This window comes from Rhodococcus sp. IEGM 1351 (assembly GCF_030056875.1).
Classification (GTDB): Bacteria; Actinomycetota; Actinomycetes; order Mycobacteriales; family Mycobacteriaceae; genus Rhodococcus_F; species Rhodococcus_F opacus.
On sequence record NZ_JASHKU010000002.1, the window covers coordinates 471,027 to 486,706 of the forward strand.

General features: G+C 67.1%; 14 protein-coding genes. 8 read left to right on the plus strand and 6 right to left on the minus strand.

Annotated features, from left to right (window positions below):
• Positions 1-57 precede the first annotated feature (57 nt).
• Positions 58-972 carry a shikimate dehydrogenase gene (locus QM806_RS05385; RefSeq protein ID WP_005562852.1) on the minus strand — a complete coding sequence of 305 codons (915 nt, stop codon included), beginning with the start codon at positions 970-972 and terminating at the stop codon, positions 58-60.
• A 110-nt stretch (positions 973-1,082) separates the two neighbouring features.
• Here QM806_RS05385 and QM806_RS05390 point away from each other — a divergent pair, with 110 nt between their 5' ends.
• Positions 1,083-1,760: a TetR/AcrR family transcriptional regulator gene (locus QM806_RS05390; protein ID WP_005562849.1), complete on the plus strand. Its 678-nt coding sequence runs from the start codon at positions 1,083-1,085 to the stop codon at positions 1,758-1,760.
• 122 nt (positions 1,761-1,882) lie between these two features.
• Positions 1,883-3,283 carry an MFS transporter gene (locus QM806_RS05395; protein WP_005562847.1) on the plus strand — a complete coding sequence of 467 codons (1,401 nt, stop codon included), beginning with the start codon at positions 1,883-1,885 and terminating at the stop codon, positions 3,281-3,283.
• Positions 3,284-3,342: 59 nt separating this feature from the next.
• On the opposite strand, the gene QM806_RS05400 is transcribed toward QM806_RS05395, so the two are convergent.
• The 5 genes from QM806_RS05400 to QM806_RS05420 form a co-directional block, all read right to left on the minus strand.
• The gene (locus QM806_RS05400; protein ID WP_005261327.1) at positions 3,343-4,158 is read right to left on the minus strand and encodes an ATP-binding cassette domain-containing protein; all 816 of its coding nucleotides are present in this window, start codon (positions 4,156-4,158) and stop codon (positions 3,343-3,345) included.
• 4 nt (positions 4,159-4,162) lie between these two features.
• Entirely contained in the window at positions 4,163-5,221 is a 1,059-nt protein-coding gene (locus QM806_RS05405) for an ABC transporter permease (RefSeq protein WP_005261328.1), read from the minus strand.
• Positions 5,222-5,366: 145 nt separating this feature from the next.
• Positions 5,367-6,365, minus strand: coding sequence for a substrate-binding domain-containing protein (locus QM806_RS05410; RefSeq protein ID WP_283290652.1), 999 nt, complete (start codon positions 6,363-6,365; stop codon positions 5,367-5,369).
• 188 nt (positions 6,366-6,553) lie between these two features.
• The gene (locus QM806_RS05415) at positions 6,554-7,915 is read right to left on the minus strand and encodes an MFS transporter (protein WP_120660638.1); all 1,362 of its coding nucleotides are present in this window, start codon (positions 7,913-7,915) and stop codon (positions 6,554-6,556) included.
• A gap of 31 nt (positions 7,916-7,946) precedes the next feature.
• Positions 7,947-8,684 (minus strand): GntR family transcriptional regulator, encoded by a 738-nt coding sequence (locus QM806_RS05420; RefSeq protein ID WP_005261331.1) that lies wholly within the window; start codon positions 8,682-8,684, stop codon positions 7,947-7,949.
• A 202-nt stretch (positions 8,685-8,886) separates the two neighbouring features.
• Between QM806_RS05420 and iolC the strand changes: the two genes are divergently transcribed.
• The 6 genes from iolC to QM806_RS05450 are packed head-to-tail and all read left to right on the plus strand — an operon-like array spanning position 8,887 to position 15,676.
• Positions 8,887-9,876: a 5-dehydro-2-deoxygluconokinase gene (gene iolC / locus QM806_RS05425; RefSeq protein ID WP_283290654.1), complete on the plus strand. Its 990-nt coding sequence runs from the start codon at positions 8,887-8,889 to the stop codon at positions 9,874-9,876.
• On the plus strand, positions 9,869-10,768 hold the full coding sequence (locus tag QM806_RS05430) for a Cgl0159 family (beta/alpha)8-fold protein (RefSeq protein ID WP_283290655.1): 900 nt from the start codon (positions 9,869-9,871) through the stop codon (positions 10,766-10,768). Before iolC ends, QM806_RS05430 begins: the two co-directional genes overlap by 8 nt.
• Positions 10,769-10,789: 21 nt before the next feature.
• On the plus strand, positions 10,790-11,686 hold the full coding sequence (iolB, locus tag QM806_RS05435) for a 5-deoxy-glucuronate isomerase (RefSeq protein ID WP_283290657.1): 897 nt from the start codon (positions 10,790-10,792) through the stop codon (positions 11,684-11,686).
• On the plus strand, positions 11,683-13,641 hold the full coding sequence (gene iolD, locus QM806_RS05440; protein ID WP_283290659.1) for a 3D-(3,5/4)-trihydroxycyclohexane-1,2-dione acylhydrolase (decyclizing): 1,959 nt from the start codon (positions 11,683-11,685) through the stop codon (positions 13,639-13,641). Before iolB ends, iolD begins: the two co-directional genes overlap by 4 nt.
• Positions 13,642-13,676: 35 nt before the next feature.
• Positions 13,677-14,582, plus strand: a complete 906-nt coding sequence (locus QM806_RS05445; RefSeq protein ID WP_265146199.1) for a sugar phosphate isomerase/epimerase family protein — start codon at positions 13,677-13,679, stop codon at positions 14,580-14,582.
• Between the two features lie 26 nt (positions 14,583-14,608).
• Positions 14,609-15,676, plus strand: a complete 1,068-nt coding sequence (locus QM806_RS05450; protein ID WP_005562834.1) for a Gfo/Idh/MocA family protein — start codon at positions 14,609-14,611, stop codon at positions 15,674-15,676.
• The last annotated feature ends 4 nt before the right edge of the window (positions 15,677-15,680 follow it).

Sequence of the window (15,680 nt, forward strand, 5' to 3'; positions counted from 1 at the left end):
CATCCGCACCCGTTTTCGCGAAAAGCGGTGCGGGTGCAGAAATGGGGTGCAGGTGCTTTACGCGCCGGCGAGCGCGGCGGCGTCCTCTGCCTGCAACAGCAGACCCATGTGCTCACGCATCCGCTGGGCGTCCGGCTCGAGGCCGGTGAAGATCCGGAAGGAGTCGACGGCCTGACCGATGGTCATGCCGATTCCGCTGAGAGTCCGGGCGCCGATCTCGCGGGCGCGGCGGAGGAGTTCGGTTTCGGCGGGACGGTAGACGACGTCCGCGACCCACAGGTCGGGGCGCAGCAGCGCGGCGTCGAGTGCCATGCCGGGGTGGGCCGCCATGCCGATCGGCGTCGCGTGGATGAGGCCCTGGGCCGCACCGACGGCGGCGGGAACGGCGGAGAGGTCGCCGGCAGCGATTTCCCGGTCCGGGAACAGTTCGGCGAGCGAATCGCGCAGATCCTTCGAGCGCGCGGCGTCGGCGTCGATGATTGTGAAGTGTCCGACACCCCGGGTCAGCGCGGCATAGGCGACGGCCGCGCCGGCCCCACCGGCCCCGAGTTGCACGACGCGGTTCATGGGCGCGCCTTCGAGACCCTCGTCCATGTTGCGCGCGAATCCGGACCAGTCGGTGTTGTGGCCGATCAGGCGCCCGCCGTCGATGTGGACCGTGTTGACCGCGCCGAGCTTGCGCGCGTCGTCGGAGAGGTCGTCGAGCAGCGGAATGACGGCCTGCTTGCACGGGTGCGTGATGTTGAGCCCGTTGAACCCGAGGAGCTTGGCGGCCGAGAGGAGCTGCGGCAGTCCCTCGACGCCCACGCCCAACGTGTCGAGGTCGAGGATCCGGTAGACGTACCCGACGCCCTGCACGCGACCCTCGGCCTCGTGGAGCGGCGGGGTCAGCGATTTCGAGATCCCGGTGCCGATCAGACCGCACAGGTACGACGGGCGAGCGGTGGGGGCATCGAGGTCACGAGAGGTCATGGCGATCACTTCCGGGAGAGGGCTGGGAGCTAATTAACTATCTAGTGAGTTATGTCACGGTAGCATACCTCCATACCGCGCGGAAGACAGCACAGGCAGGAGTTTCACCGATGACACGAAGCGAGACGACGGGCGCGACCTCCGAGAAGGAAACGGTCAAACGGACCCGTAACCCCGAGAAGACCCGGGAGAACATCCTGCGGGTGGCGATGACGGAATTCGCCGACAAGGGCCTGACCGGGGCCCGCATCGACGAGATCGCGGCGAAGACCGCCACCACGAAGCGGATGCTCTACTACTACTTCGGCGACAAGGAGGGGCTGTACCGGGCAGTACTGCAGCGGGCCTACGAGGAGATCCGCTACGAGGAGTCCCAGCTCGACGTCGACCACCTCGAGCCGACCGAGGCGATCCGCGCGCTCGCCGAGCTGACGTTCGACCATCACGAGGCCCACCCGGACTTCATCCGTCTCGTCGCGATCGAGAACACGAATCGCGGCGCCAACCTCGTCCAGGCCGAGGGGCTCCCCGAGACGCAGGCTCCGGCGATTCGCACGCTCGAGCGGATCCTCCAGCGAGGACAGGAGGCGGGCATCTTCCGCACCGACACGACGGCGCTCGACATCCACATGCTCATCAGCTCGTACTGCGTCTTCCGGGTGGCGAATCGGTACACGTTCAAGGCGCTGTTCGACTGGGATCTCACCGGCGCGGAGAACCGCCCCCACCTGCGCGCAATGATCGGCGACGTCGTCCTGGCGTACCTGCAGCAGCCCGGGAAATTATGAACTAACCATTTCGACCATTATTGACTCGAGGCTGTGACCGGGGTTACCTTGCTTCTACGACCTACGAACACCTGCTCTTCCGAGCCGCCCGTGTTCACTTTCCTCGCTCCCCAGGAGTATCGATGACCATCGACTACGGCACCGGCGTCTCCGGTCGAAACGGTGACGGCAAAGGCCGCTCCTCCGTCGACCCCAACGCTGATCCCACCAACGCGAAGAAGGCCGCGAAGGCCGCCTTCTTCGGCAGCCTGCTCGAGTACTACGACTTCTACATCTTCGCCTCGGCTGCTGCGCTGGTCTTCCCGCACGTGTTCTTCGAGGGATCGAAGAATCCGCTGCTGCTGTCGCTGGCCACCTTCGGCATCTCCTACATCGCGCGTCCGATCGGCGCCGTGTTCGTCGGACACTTCGGCGACCGGGCCGGACGCAAGAAGGTGATGATGTTCTGCCTGGTTCTCATGGGCGTCGTCACGTTCCTGATCGGCTGTCTGCCGTCGTCCGAGCAGGCCGGAATGGTCGGCCCGGTGCTACTGGTGCTCCTGCGCATCTGCCAGGGCGTCTCCGCGGCCGGCGAACAGTCGGGTGCGGGCTCACTCACCCTCGAGCACTCCCCCGCCCACCGTCGCGGCTTCTTCTGCAGCTGGACGCTCACCGGTACCCAGGCCGGCTTCATCGTCGCGAGCCTCGCGTTCATCCCCGTCGCGGCGCTGCCCGACGAGACCCTCTACAGCTGGGGCTGGCGCGTCCCGTTCTGGTGCAGCCTCCTCGTCCTCGTCGTCGCCTACATCGTGCGTCGCAAGCTCGAAGAGCCCGAGATCTTCATCGCCAACAAGGAAGCACTGGACGAGACGCCCGCCCCGCTGCCCGTCGTCGACCTCTTCCGCACGCACTGGCGTGACGTTCTCCGTGTGGTCTTCTGCGCGTTCATCGCCGTCGTCAGCACCGTGTTCTCCGTGTTCGGCCTCGCCTACGCCACCACCCCCGAGATCGGGATGAGCCGCACGACCATGCTGTGGGTCGCGATCGCCGCCAACGCGGTGGCCCTGGTCTCGCAGCCGCTGCTCGGCATGCTGTCCGACCGGATCGGCCGCAAGCCGGTGTTCATCGGTGGCGCGATCGGTTCGGCCGCCGGAATCTTCCTGTACTTCGCCGCGATCGGCACCGGCAACGTGGCGATGATCTTCCTCGCCGGCATCCTGCTGATGGGTGGCGTCTACGCCGGGACCAACGCCATCTGGCCGGCGTTCTACGCCGAGATGTTCTCGTCGCGGGTTCGCTACTCCGGTATGGCGATCGGCACGCAGCTCGGTTTCGCTCTCGCCGGATTCGCTCCGACCATCGCCCAGGCACTGCGCGGCGCCGACCCGAAGAACTGGGTGCCGGTGGCGATCTTCACCGCCGTCTGCGCGCTCATCGCCGCGGCTTCTGCCTCCACCGCCAAGGAGAACTCCCGCACTCCCCTGATCGACCTCGACAAGGAGGATGTCGCGCTCACGAAGGCGAAAGCGAACGCGAAGGTCTGATCCACTCGAAACGAACGATGCGCCCGGCACGTGTGCCGGGCGCATCGTCGTGTCGGTGCCTAACGCCGCAGTTCGTGGGTGAGTGCTTCGAGTTCGTCGCCGCCGGCCATCTGCTGGGTGAGTTCTTCGAGGCTGATCTCGTCGAACGTGCAGTCCAGTTTCTGGCGGCCGCGGTTGAGGAGGACGAAGTGGTCGCCGACCATGTAGGCGTGGTGCGGGTTGTGGGTGATGAACACGACTCCGAAGCCCTGTTCCTTGGCGGCGGAGATGTAGCGCAGCACCATCCCGGACTGCTTGACGCCGAGGGCGGCGGTGGGCTCGTCGAGGATCAGGACGCGGGCGCCGAAGAAGATCGCCCGGGCGATCGCGACGCACTGGCGTTGGCCGCCGGACAGCGAGCCGATGGGGGCGTCGACGTCGGGCAACTCGATGCCCATCTTCGACAACTCGGACATCGTGGTGGCACGCATCCCGTTCGCGTCGAGGGACCTCAGCGGTCCCTTCCGCAGTTCCTGGCCGAGGAAGAAGTTGCGCCACACCGGCATCAGCGACACCACCGCCAGGTCCTGGTAGACCGTGGCGATGCCCTTGGAGAGCGCTTCCTTCGGTGAGCCGAAGGTGATGGCCTCGCCGTCGACGAGCAACTCACCCTCACTCTGCTGGTGCAGGCCGGCGATGATCTTGATCAGGGTGGATTTGCCGGCTCCGTTGTCGCCGAGGACACCGGTGACCTCCCCGGCCCGCACCCGCAGGTTGATGTCCTGCAGGGCGATGATGTTGCCGTACCGCTTGCCGACGTGTTTGAGCTCGATCAGCGGGATCTTGTCGCCACCACCGGGTTCGGTATCGACGGGCATCTGTTCGATGGTACTCATGCGGTCACCTCTTGGCGGCGTAGTTGCGGAAGGCATTGTTGGCGATGACCGCGAACAGCAGCATCGCGCCGAGGAAGAACTTGAACCAGTCCGGGTTCCAGCCGGCGTAGACGATGCCCTGGTTCGTCATGCCGAAGATGAACGCGCCGATCGCGGCGCCGATCGCGGTGCCGTACCCGCCGGTGAGCAGGCAGCCGCCGATGACCGCGGCGATGATGTAGAGGAACTCGTTGCCGATACCCTGCCCGGACTGGACGGTGTTGAACGAGAACAGCAGGTGCATCCCGACGAACCAGGCGGCGAACCCGACGGTCATGAACAACCCGATCTTGACCTTGGTGACCGGGACGCCGATCGCGCGGGCGGAGTCCTGGTTGCCGCCGACGGCGAAGATCCAATTCCCGATCCGGGTCTTGAACAGCACCCAGGTGGCGATCGCGGTGAACAGCAGCCACCACACCACGGTGATCCGCACCGACACCCCGCCGATCTCGAACGAGGACGCGAACACCTTCTTCGCCGAGTCGAAACCCTGCATGTCGGACACGCTGGGGGTGGCGACCTGGCCGGTGACGAGTTTGGTGACCGCCAGGTTGATGCCGGTGAGCATCAAGAACGAGCTCAGCGTGATCAGGAAGCTGGGGATCTTCGTCTTCATCACCAGGTACCCGTTGAAGAACCCGACCGCCAGCGAGACGACCAGGGCGAGGGCGGCGCCGGCCCACAGGTTCAGGTGCAGGTTGTAGGCGATCATCGACGCCGCGAGGGAGCTGGTGGTGACGGCGACGCCGGCGGAGAGGTCGAATTCCCCGCCGATCATCAGCAGTGCGACCGCGCACGCCATGATCCCGATCGTCGACGAGGCGTAGAGCACCGTGGCCAACGCTTCGGGGCTGCGGAACGGGGGTGCGACGACCATGAAGAAGACGAAGATGGCGATCGCACCGAACAGGGAACCGATCTCGGGGCGGACCAGCAGACGCTGCAGGCGTTTTTGTTCTTTCACCCGCTCGTCGTGGACGACCTTGTGACTGGCAAGGTCCAGATCTTGCTGTGTGGACATGATTTCCTCTCCGCGCCGGTGGATCTCAGCGTTGTGCAGTGCCGGCCGGCCGTGCGGCCGGGTCGATGGTGACGGTGATGGTGTGTGCATGAGATGGACCCACCGGGGTCCGGATCGTGTGCCCTGACATGTGATCGGCCGCCGATCAGCGGGTGCCGGCCTTGGCGTATTCGGCGACCTTGTCGATGTTGGACTTGTCGATGAACGACGGCCCGGTCAGCGTGGGCCCGCCGCCGCCGATGACGTTGCCGTTGTTCAGGTAGAGCCACAGCGAATCGATGGCCAGGTAGCCCTGGAGGTACGGCTGCTGGTCGATGGCCCACTGCACGCTGCCGTCGGAGATGGCATCGACGAGTGCCGCGTTGGTGTCGAACGTGTAGACCTTGGCCGGGCTGCCCGCGTTACCGACCGATTGCACGGCGGTCAGGGCGATCGGGGCGCCGAGCGCGAGCACACCGTCGATGGACGGGTCCTGCTGGAGCTTGGCGGCGATCGTCGAGTTCACCGACGGCATGTCCTCCCCGTTCACGTTGAGTGTCTCGAACGTGCCGCGGAAGGTCTGCTTGGCGCCGGCGCAACGGGATTCGAGCTGAATCTGGCCCTGCTGCTGGATGACGCAGATGACATGCTTGGCGCCGTCCTCGTTGAGCCGGTTCCCCGCGGCCTGGCCGGCGATGGTCTCGTCCTGCCCGAAGTACTGGGTTGCCCCCATGTCCTTCCAGGCTCCGTATCCGGCGTTGAACGCGGAGATCGGGATGCCTGCCTCCTGCGCGCTCTTGACGGCGGGAGCCATCGCCTCGGGGGTGGCGAGGGTGAGCGCGAGTCCGTCGACCTTGGAATCGATGGCCGTCTGCACGAGGTTGGCCTGGTTGGGGGCCTGCGGATCGGAGGAGTACTTCAGTTCCACGTTGTCCTTGTCCGCGGCGTCCTGCGCGCCCGTGCGGATCAGGTCCCAGAACGTGTCGCCCGGTGCCGCGTGCGTGACCATTGCGATCGTGATGCGCGGGGTGTCGGCGGTGCCCGCGCCGATCCCGGACCCACTGCTGTCCGGCTTGCCTCCGGTGCTCGAGCACGCCACGAGGCTCATCACCAGGGCACTCGCGCAGGCCAGTACCGCCACGCGACGCCGGTTGGGGAAGTTCATCTGCTTTTCCTCTCGGGGGGGACGAACGGCCCGGTGACGTCTCGGCCGTGTGCCTTAGATGTAATACGCGTCACACCCGAAAGTCAATAGTTTGTCTGGACATTAGGACCACATATCAAATGAGCGGACACGGGTGTCCCGCAGACGGCCCGGAAATCGAGCAGATGCGTGGGCGGGTGCGGGCGCGCTCAGCGCGTGACCGCTGCCCCGGCGTCGCGCGGCAGACGTAGCGTGTCGACCACCGTGCACAGCATCAGCAGCCCCAAAAGGACGAAGGTCCAGGAATATTCGGACCCGAATCCGTGCTCGGACGACGTCGCCAACGGCGTGAACGCGGTGAGGGCGAGCGCTGCGACCGCGATCCCGAGACCGGCCGCCAGTTCCTGCACGGCGGCGTTGAGGGTGTTCGCGTGCGTGAGGTCGGCACGATCGACGTCGGAGAACGCGAGACTGTTGTACGCGGTGAATCCGACCGAGCGCAGGGCTCCGCTCACGAACAGGACCCCCGCGATGACCGGCATCGGGGTCGACGAGCTCAGGGCGGCGAGGAGCCCGAAGCAGCCGACGGACAGCAGGGCGTTGACCAGCAGGATCGGCCTGATCCCGAAGCGCCGCATCAGCGGCGTCGTACAGGGCTTGATGGCAATGTTGCCGGCGAACAGCGCCGCGACGAGCAGACCCGCGAGGAACGGCGTCCAGCCGAAGCCGAGTTGGAACTGCAGCGGCAGCAGGAACGGCACCGCGGTGACGATCAGGCGGTAGAGCGAACCCCCGGTGACGGTGGTGCGCAGCGTCCGGACGCGCAGCACGCGGAAGTCGACGAGCGGGTGGGGTGTGCGGGCGAGATGGCGCACCGAGGACGCCAGCAGAACGACCGCGACCACTCCCCCGATCGCGACCCGCCGCCAGTCCGTGCCCGTCACGCGGATGCTCTCCAGCGCGATCAGGGCTGCCGCGATCCCTGTTCCGACCCCGAGGAGGCCCCGCCAGTCCAGCCTGCTCGTCGACCGCGAGCCCGCCCCGTGAACCAGCTTCAGGGACAGCAGGATTCCGAGAATGCCGATGGGAATGTTGATGACGAAGATCCATCGCCACGAGCCGACGGTGGCGATCGCACCGCCGAGCAGGGGCGCGATGACGGGCGCTGCCAGCGCGGGCCACGTGAGCAGGGCTATCGCGCGGACGAGGTCGCTCTTCGTGCTCGACCGCAGCACCGCGAGCCGCCCGACCGGCACCATCATCGCGCCGCCGACTCCTTGCAGCACCCGCATCGCGACGAGCATCGGCAGTGACACACTCGCCGCGCACCCGATGGACGCCAGCGTGAACACGGCGATGGCGGCCACGAACACCCGGCGCGTCCCGAACCGGTCGGCCACCCACCCGCTCGCGGGAATGAGGACGGCGACCGTCACCAGGTAGGCGGAGATCGCGATGTTGACGTCGACTGCGTCGACACCGAAGGACTCGGCGATCAGCGGGACGGCGGGCGCGATGATGGTGGCGTCGAGAATTTCCATGAACAGGGCGCCTGCCACCAGCAGGGCCATTCCGCGGGGGAACGACGTCGCGCGCGCGGTTCTAGCGATCGACAACGGTCGTGTCGAAGTAGTACCGCGACGCGCGGTAGCAGTGACTGCCGAACTCGACGGCGCTTCCCGAGTCGTCGAACGCGGTCCGGTTCATCGTCAGCAGCGGCGCCCCGGTCTTCTCGTCGAGCAGCGACGCCTCCGCCTTGCTCGCCGCTTTCGCGCCGATGCGCTGCCGTGCCAGCCGGATGTGCACGCCGCGGGCCCGGAGTGCGTGGTAGAGGCCGTGCGCCTCCAGTTCCTCGGGATCCGGCGCGAGGTCCACCGGGATGTGGTTGGTCATCAGCGCCAGCGGTTCGCCGTTGGTGCTGCGGAGGCGCCGGATGGACGCGACCTCGGCGCCGGGCTGCAGGTTGAGTTCGGCGGCGACGTCTTCGGCCGGCACGGCCACCTGGTAGTCGAGGAGTTTGGTGGTCGGGCTCTGCCCCGCCCGCGCGAGGTCGTCGAAGAGGCTGGTGAGTTCGACCGGCCGGTGCACCGCGCTCTGCACCACCTGGGTTCCGACCCCGCGTTTGCGGACGAGCAGCCCCTTGTCGACGAGCTCCTGGATGGCGCGGCGCGTGGTGGGGCGCGACAGGTTCAGCCGCTTGGCGAGCGCCAGTTCGTTCTCGAAGCGGTCACCGGGGGCGAGTTCCCCGCCGATGATCGCGTTCTCGATCGTCTGCGCGAGCTGGAAATACAGCGGAACCGGGCTCGACCTGTCGAGCTCGACTGCGAGTGGTGCACCCACGGACAACTCCGATCCTCGTGCGCGGGGCGACGTCGCCGTCGCCGATCTTTCCGGCAGTGTATGCGAACACTAACACCAGATTGACTTCAAGTAATAATGTCAGGACAAAGTCTTGACAGGAGTCGGTGAGGTGGAGCACAGTTTCAATCAGACCTCGGCGCCCTGCGCAGACCACCCACAACGACCTATTCGGGAGTCAGCCTTGACCACCATCCAGACGCACACCAACCGGAACGGATTGGACGTCCTCGCCATCGGGCGCTGCGGTGTGGACATCTACCCATTGCAGACCGGAGTCGGACTCGAGCACGTCGAGACGTTCGGCAAGTTCCTCGGCGGAAGCGCGGCCAACGTCACCGTCGCCGCCGCCCGCCTCGGCTGCCGCAGCGCGCTCATCTCGGGCGTCGGCAACGATCCGTTCGGGCGCTTCGTCCGCACGGCACTCACCGACCTCGGCGTCGACAACCGTTACGTCGGCATCGACACCGAGCACCCGACTCCCGTTACGTTCTGTGAGATCTTCCCGCCGGACGACTTTCCGCTGTACTTCTACCGCAAACCCGTCGCCCCGGACCTGCAGGTGACGCCGGCGGACATCGATCTCGACGCGGTCCGCGACGCGAAGCTGTACTGGTCGACGGTCACCGGGCTGTCCGAAGAGCCCAGCCGCAGTGCGCATTTCGCAGCCTGGGAGGCCCGCGGACGCCGCACCCACACCGTCCTCGATCTCGACTACCGCCCGATGTTCTGGTCCTCCCCCGCCGAGGCCACCGCTCAGGTGCAGCGGGCCCTCCAGCACGTCACCGTCGCGGTCGGCAACCGTGAGGAGTGCGAGATCGCGGTCGGCGAGACCAATGCGCACAAGGCCGCGGACGCGCTGCTCGATCTCGGCGTCGAACTGGCCATCGTCAAGCAGGGCCCCAAGGGTGTCCTCGGGAAGACACGCACCCAGAGCATCACGGTGCCCCCGAACGACGTCCAGGTGGTCAACGGGCTCGGTGCCGGCGACAGCTTCGGCGGCACGCTGTGCCACGGCCTGCTCGCGGGGTGGCCGCTCGAGAAGATCCTGCGCTACGCCAACGCCGCGGGGGCGATCGTCGCCTCCCGCCTCGAATGCTCCACCGCGATGCCGACGGCCGACGAGGTCCGGGCGCTCGCCGATTCCACCACTTCGGAGGCTGTCAATGTCTGAAACTCTCGCTCACCGCGCAGTCTGCGCGTCCTACGCCGACGTCACCGAGGTACGCGCGAACGACCCGGCCGCCATCGACCGTGCCTGGGCGACCCGGATCGCCCGGCCCACGGTGCGCGGTAACGGCCGGCTCATGATCGTCGCCGCCGACCATCCCGCCCGCGGTGCACTCTCGGTCGGCGACCGTCCGACCGCGATGAACAGTCGCACCGACCTCCTCGACCGCCTCCGCACCGCCCTGCGCAACCCCGGCGTGGACGGTGTGCTCGCCACCGCCGACATCCTCGACGATCTGGTGCTGCTCGGCGCGCTCGACGACAAGGTGGTCATCTCGTCGATGAACCGCGGCGGCCTGGCCGGCGCCAGTTTCGAACTCGACGACCGGATGACCGGCTACACCGCGGCCGGCACCGCGAAGGCAGGCATGAACGGCGGAAAGATGCTGTGCCGCATCGATCTCGACGATCCCGGCACGCTCTCCACCCTCACCGCGTGCGCCCAGGCGGTCGATGCCCTGGCCGAGGCCGGACTGATGGCCATGGTGGAACCGTTCCTGTCGCGACGGGTCGACGGCAAGGTCAAGAACGATCTCGGCGCCGACGCCGTGATCAAGTCGATCCATATCAGCCAGGGCCTGGGCTCCACGTCCGCGTACACCTGGATGAAGCTTCCGGTGGTCGACGAGATGGAACGCGTCATGGACGCGACGACGCTTCCGACGCTACTGCTCGGCGGAGACCCGCAGACAGCCCCCGAGGAAACGTTCGCGAGCTGGGCCAAGGCCCTCGCGCTGCCGTCGGTCCGCGGCCTGATCGTCGGACGCACCCTGCTGTACCCGCGGGACGAGGACGTCGCCGCCGCGGTCGACACCGCCGTATCCCTCGTTCACTGACGCACACCGGAGAGGCCCACGATGAACAGCAAGTACTACGTGCCGGTCGGTTCCGCGGCCACCGGGCCGTTCGACCTCGAGGTCACCCCCGAATCGGCGGGCTGGACCGAATCGAGTCTGCGGGTGCTCACCCTGGCCCCCGGTGGCTCGGCCGAACTCGCGTCCGGTGACGACGAGATCATCGTCGTGCCACTGGCCGGGTCCGCGGCGGTGTCGAGCGAGGGCACCGAGTTCGCCCTCACCGGGCGGCGATCCGTGTTCGACGGACCGAGCGACTTCGCCTACGTGGGCCGGGATTCGGCCTACACGGTGACGAGCGCGACCGGTGGACGATTCGCCCTGTGCGGGGCCCGCGCGCGGCAGAAGTTCCCGTTCCGGTACGTCCCGGCAGCCGACATCTCCGTCGAACTGCGCGGCGCGGGCAACTGCAGCCGCCAGGTGCACAACTTCGGCACCGCCGATCGCTTCGAGGCCGATTCGATCATCGCGTGCGAGGTCGTCACTCCCGGCGGCAACTGGTCGTCGTACCCGAGCCACAAGCACGACGAGAACCGCGACGTCGAGTCGCAGCTCGAGGAGATCTACTACTTCGAAATCGCCGAAGCAAATTCCACCGCAGTGGATTTCGGCGGAACCGGATTCGGCTACCATCGCGTGTACGGCACTCCCGAGCGGCCCATCGAGGTGCTCGAGGAGGTGCGCTCCGGTGATGTGGTGCTCGTGCCGCACGGCTATCACGGACCGTCGATCGCCGCCCCCGGACATCACATGTACTACCTGAACGTCATGGCCGGGCCCGGCGAAGACCGCGCCTGGAACATCTGCGACGACCCGGCCCACACCTGGCTGCGCGGCAGCTGGGAACACCAGACCGTCGATCCCCGCCTCCCCCTCCACGCACCGTCCGAAGGAGCATGACCGTGGTGTCCACCGCGCCGATGTCGGCGAGCAAGAACCCCAACGCCGAGGGCACCGTCCACCTCACGGTGGCTCAGGCAACCATCCGATTCCTCGCCAACCAGTACGTCGAGCGGGACGGCGAACGCACCAAGTTCTTCGCCGGATGCTTCGGCATCTTCGGCCACGGCAACGTCGCCGGACTCGGTCAGGCACTGCTGCAGGCCGAGATCGACGCGGTCGAAGCCGGGACCGAATCCGAACTGCCGTACGTCCTCGGGCGTAACGAGCAGGCGATGGTGCACAGCGCGGTCGCGTACGCACGCCAGAAGGATCGCCTGCAGACGTGGGCGGTGTCGGCCAGCGTCGGCCCCGGCTCGACCAACATGCTGACCGGCGCGGCGCTCGCCACCATCAACCGGCTGCCCGTCCTGCTCCTGCCCGCCGACACGTTCGCCACCCGCGCGAGCGCACCGGTGCTGCAGGAACTCGAACTGCCCTCGAGCGGCGACGTCACCGTCAACGACGCGTTCAAACCGCTGTCGCGCTACTTCGACCGGGTGTGGCGGCCGGAGCAGTTGCCTTCGGCGCTGCTCGGCGCGATGCGCGTGCTGACCGACCCCGTCGAGACGGGTGCGGCCACCGTCGCCATTCCGCAGGACGTGCAGGCGGAGGCTTTCGACTGGCCGGAGTCGCTGTTCGCGGAGCGCACGTGGCACCTGGCCCGGCCGCTCCCCGAGAAGTCGGTGATCGAGCGGGCCGCGGACGTGATCCGGACGGCGAAGAAGCCGCTGATCGTCGCGGGCGGTGGCCTGATCTACTCGGGCGCCACCGAGACACTGGCCTCGTTCGCCGAGGCGACCGGAATTCCGGTCGGTCAGAGTCAGGCCGGCAAGGGTTCACTGCCCTACGACCACCCGCAGTCGGTCGGCGCGATCGGCTCGACCGGCACCACGGCGGCCAACGCGCTCGCCACCGAGGCCGATGTGATCATCGGCATCGGCACCCGCTACAGCGACTTCACCACGGCGTCGCGGACCGCGTTCAACAACCCCGACGTGCGGTTCGTCAACATCAACGTCGCGTCGATCGACTCGGTGAAGCAAGGCGGCGTCAGCGTCGTCGCAGACGCCCGCGAGGCGCTCGAGGCACTCGCCGTGGCACTGCGCGACTACCAGGTTTCCGGCGAGTACCGCTCGCGTACAACCGAACTCGCGGACCACTGGGAGTCCACGGTCGACGCGGTCTACAAGATCGACGACGACTCGCTCGGCTTGAACCAGAACCAGGTCATCGGTCTCGCCAACACGCTGTCGGATCCGCGGGACGTCGTCGTGTGCGCCGCCGGCTCCATGCCCGGCGACCTGCACAAGCTGTGGCGTACCCGCGACTCCAAGGGCTACCACGTCGAGTACGGCTTCTCGTGCATGGGCTACGAGATTGCCGGCGGCATCGGCGCCAAGATGGCCTGCCCCGACCGCGACGTGTTCATCATGGTCGGTGACGGCTCGTACCTGATGATGGCCACCGAACTCGTCACGGCCGTGCAGGAGAACGTGAAGGTCATCGTGGTCCTCGTGCAGAATCACGGGTTCGCGTCCATCGGGTCGCTGTCGGAGTCGCTGGGCTCGCAGCGGTTCGGCACCGACTACCGCTACCGCGGCGACTCCGGCCGGCTCGACGGCGACATCCTGCCCGTCGATCTGGCGGCCAACGCCGCCAGCCTCGGCGCCGACGTGATCCGCGCGAACACGGCCGCCGAGTTCGCCGACGCGGTCAAGCTGGCGAAGGCCAGCGACAACACCACCGTCATCCACGTCGAGACGGACCCGCGAATCGCGGCCCCGGACAGCGAATCCTGGTGGGACGTGCCGGTCAGCGCGACCAGCACGCTCGACTCCACCCGGGCCGCCTACGAGACGTACGCGCAGTGGAAGAAGATCCAGCGTCCGTTCCTGCGCCCGTCCGGCAACTAACTCTCCCTCAGTAGAACTTTCGAAAGGATTTCCCGATGAGCGTTATTCGCGTCGGATCCGCCCCCGACTCCTGGGGTGTCTGGTTCCCCGAAGACCCGCAGCAGACCCCGTACGGGCGGTTCCTCGACGAGGTGTCCGCGTCCGGTTACGAGTGGATCGAGCTGGGCCCGTACGGCTACCTGCCGACCGATCCGCAGCAGCTCCGTGACGAACTCGCGGCCCACAATCTGAAACTGTCGGCCGGCACCGTGTTCGAGCACCTGCACCAGGACGACTCCTGGGATGCCGTGTGGACCCAGATCGAGGACGTCGCGAAGCTGACCGCCGCCGCCGGCGGCAAGCATGTGGTCGTGATCCCGGAGATGTGGCGCGACCCGAGCAGCGGCGAGGTGCTCGAGGACCGCAATCTCACTGCGGAGCAGTGGAAGAAGAAGACCGGCGGCATGAACGAGCTGGGCAAGAAGATGTTCGAGCAGTACGGCGTGAAGGCGCAGTACCACCCGCACGCGGACAGCCACGTCGACACCGAGGAGAATGTGTACCGCTTCCTCGACGGCACCGACAGTGAGTACGTGAACTTGTGCCTCGACACCGGCCACATCAGCTACTGCGGCGGCGACAACCTCGCGATCATCGAGCGCGCTCCCGAGCGGATCGGCTACCTGCACCTCAAGCAGGTCGATCCCGAGGTCCGCGCCAAGGTCGAGGCCGAGGACCTGCCGTTCGGCGAGGCCGTCAAGCTCGGCGCGATGATCGAGCCGCCGCTCGGCATCCCCGACCTGCCGCCGCTGCTCGCCGCAATCGAGAAGCTCGACATCGACGTGTTCGCGATCGTCGAGCAGGATCTCTACCCCTGCGCTGTGGACGTTCCGCTGCCGATCGCCCAGCGCACCCGTAAGTACCTGGGGTCCTGCGGGATCCCGTCCGTCACGTTCGTCTAACCGATCACGTCAGGAGCTAGTCAGCTATGTCCGGAAGCAACGACCTGCGCATCGCCGTCCTGGGTGTCGGAATGATGGGTGCCGACCACGTCGCACGCATCACCGAACGCATCAAGGGCGCCACCGTCGCCGTCGTCAACGACTACTTCGTCGAGAAGGCCGAGCAGATCGCGGCCGGGATCCCCGGCTGCCGGGTGATCGGCGACCCGCTCGACGCGATCGCCGACCCGGGTGTCGACGCCGTCGTCCTGGCCACCCCCGGCCCGACGCACGAGAAGCAGCTTCTCGCCTGCCTCGAGCACGGCAAGCCGGTGATGTGTGAGAAGCCGCTGACCACCGACGTCGCCACGTCCCTCGAGATCGTCAAGCGCGAAGCCGAGCTCGGTAAGAAGCTGATCCAGGTCGGCTTCATGCGACGTTTCGACCACGAGTACGAGCAGCTGAAGTCGCTCATCGACGATGGTGTGTTCGGGCAGGTGCTTCTCGCCCACTGCGTGCACCGCAACCCCGCCGTGCCGCCGAGCTTCGACAGCTCGATGATCGTCAAGGACTCGCTGGTCCACGAGGTGGACGTCACCCGATTCCTGTTCGACGAGGAGATAACCTCGGTACAGATCCTCCGCCCCGCCGCGAACCCGGGTGCACCCGAGGGACTGCAGGATCCGCAGATCGCGTTCTTCAGCACCGAATCCGGTCGCCACGTCGACGTCGAGGTCTTCGTGACCACAGGTGTCGCGTACGAGGTGCGCACCGAGATCGTCGCCGAGAAGGGTTCGGCGTTCATCGGTCTCGATGTCGGACTCGTCCGCAAGTACGGCACCGGCGCGGGCAATGGCCGCTCGGGCGCAGGTATGTCGGGCGGGGAGATCACCCCGTCGTTCAAGGAACGCTTCGGCCAGGCGTACGACGTCGAGATCCAGCGCTGGGTCAACGCCGCCCGCACGGGCGCGGAGACCGGCAACTACATCGACGGACCGGGTGCGTGGGACGGCTACGCCGCCGCCGCCGTGTGCGCTGCCGGCGTGCAGTCGCTCGAGACCGGCGAGCGCGTGGCCGTCGACATGGTCGACCGTTCCTCCATTCCGGGGGCATGAACAC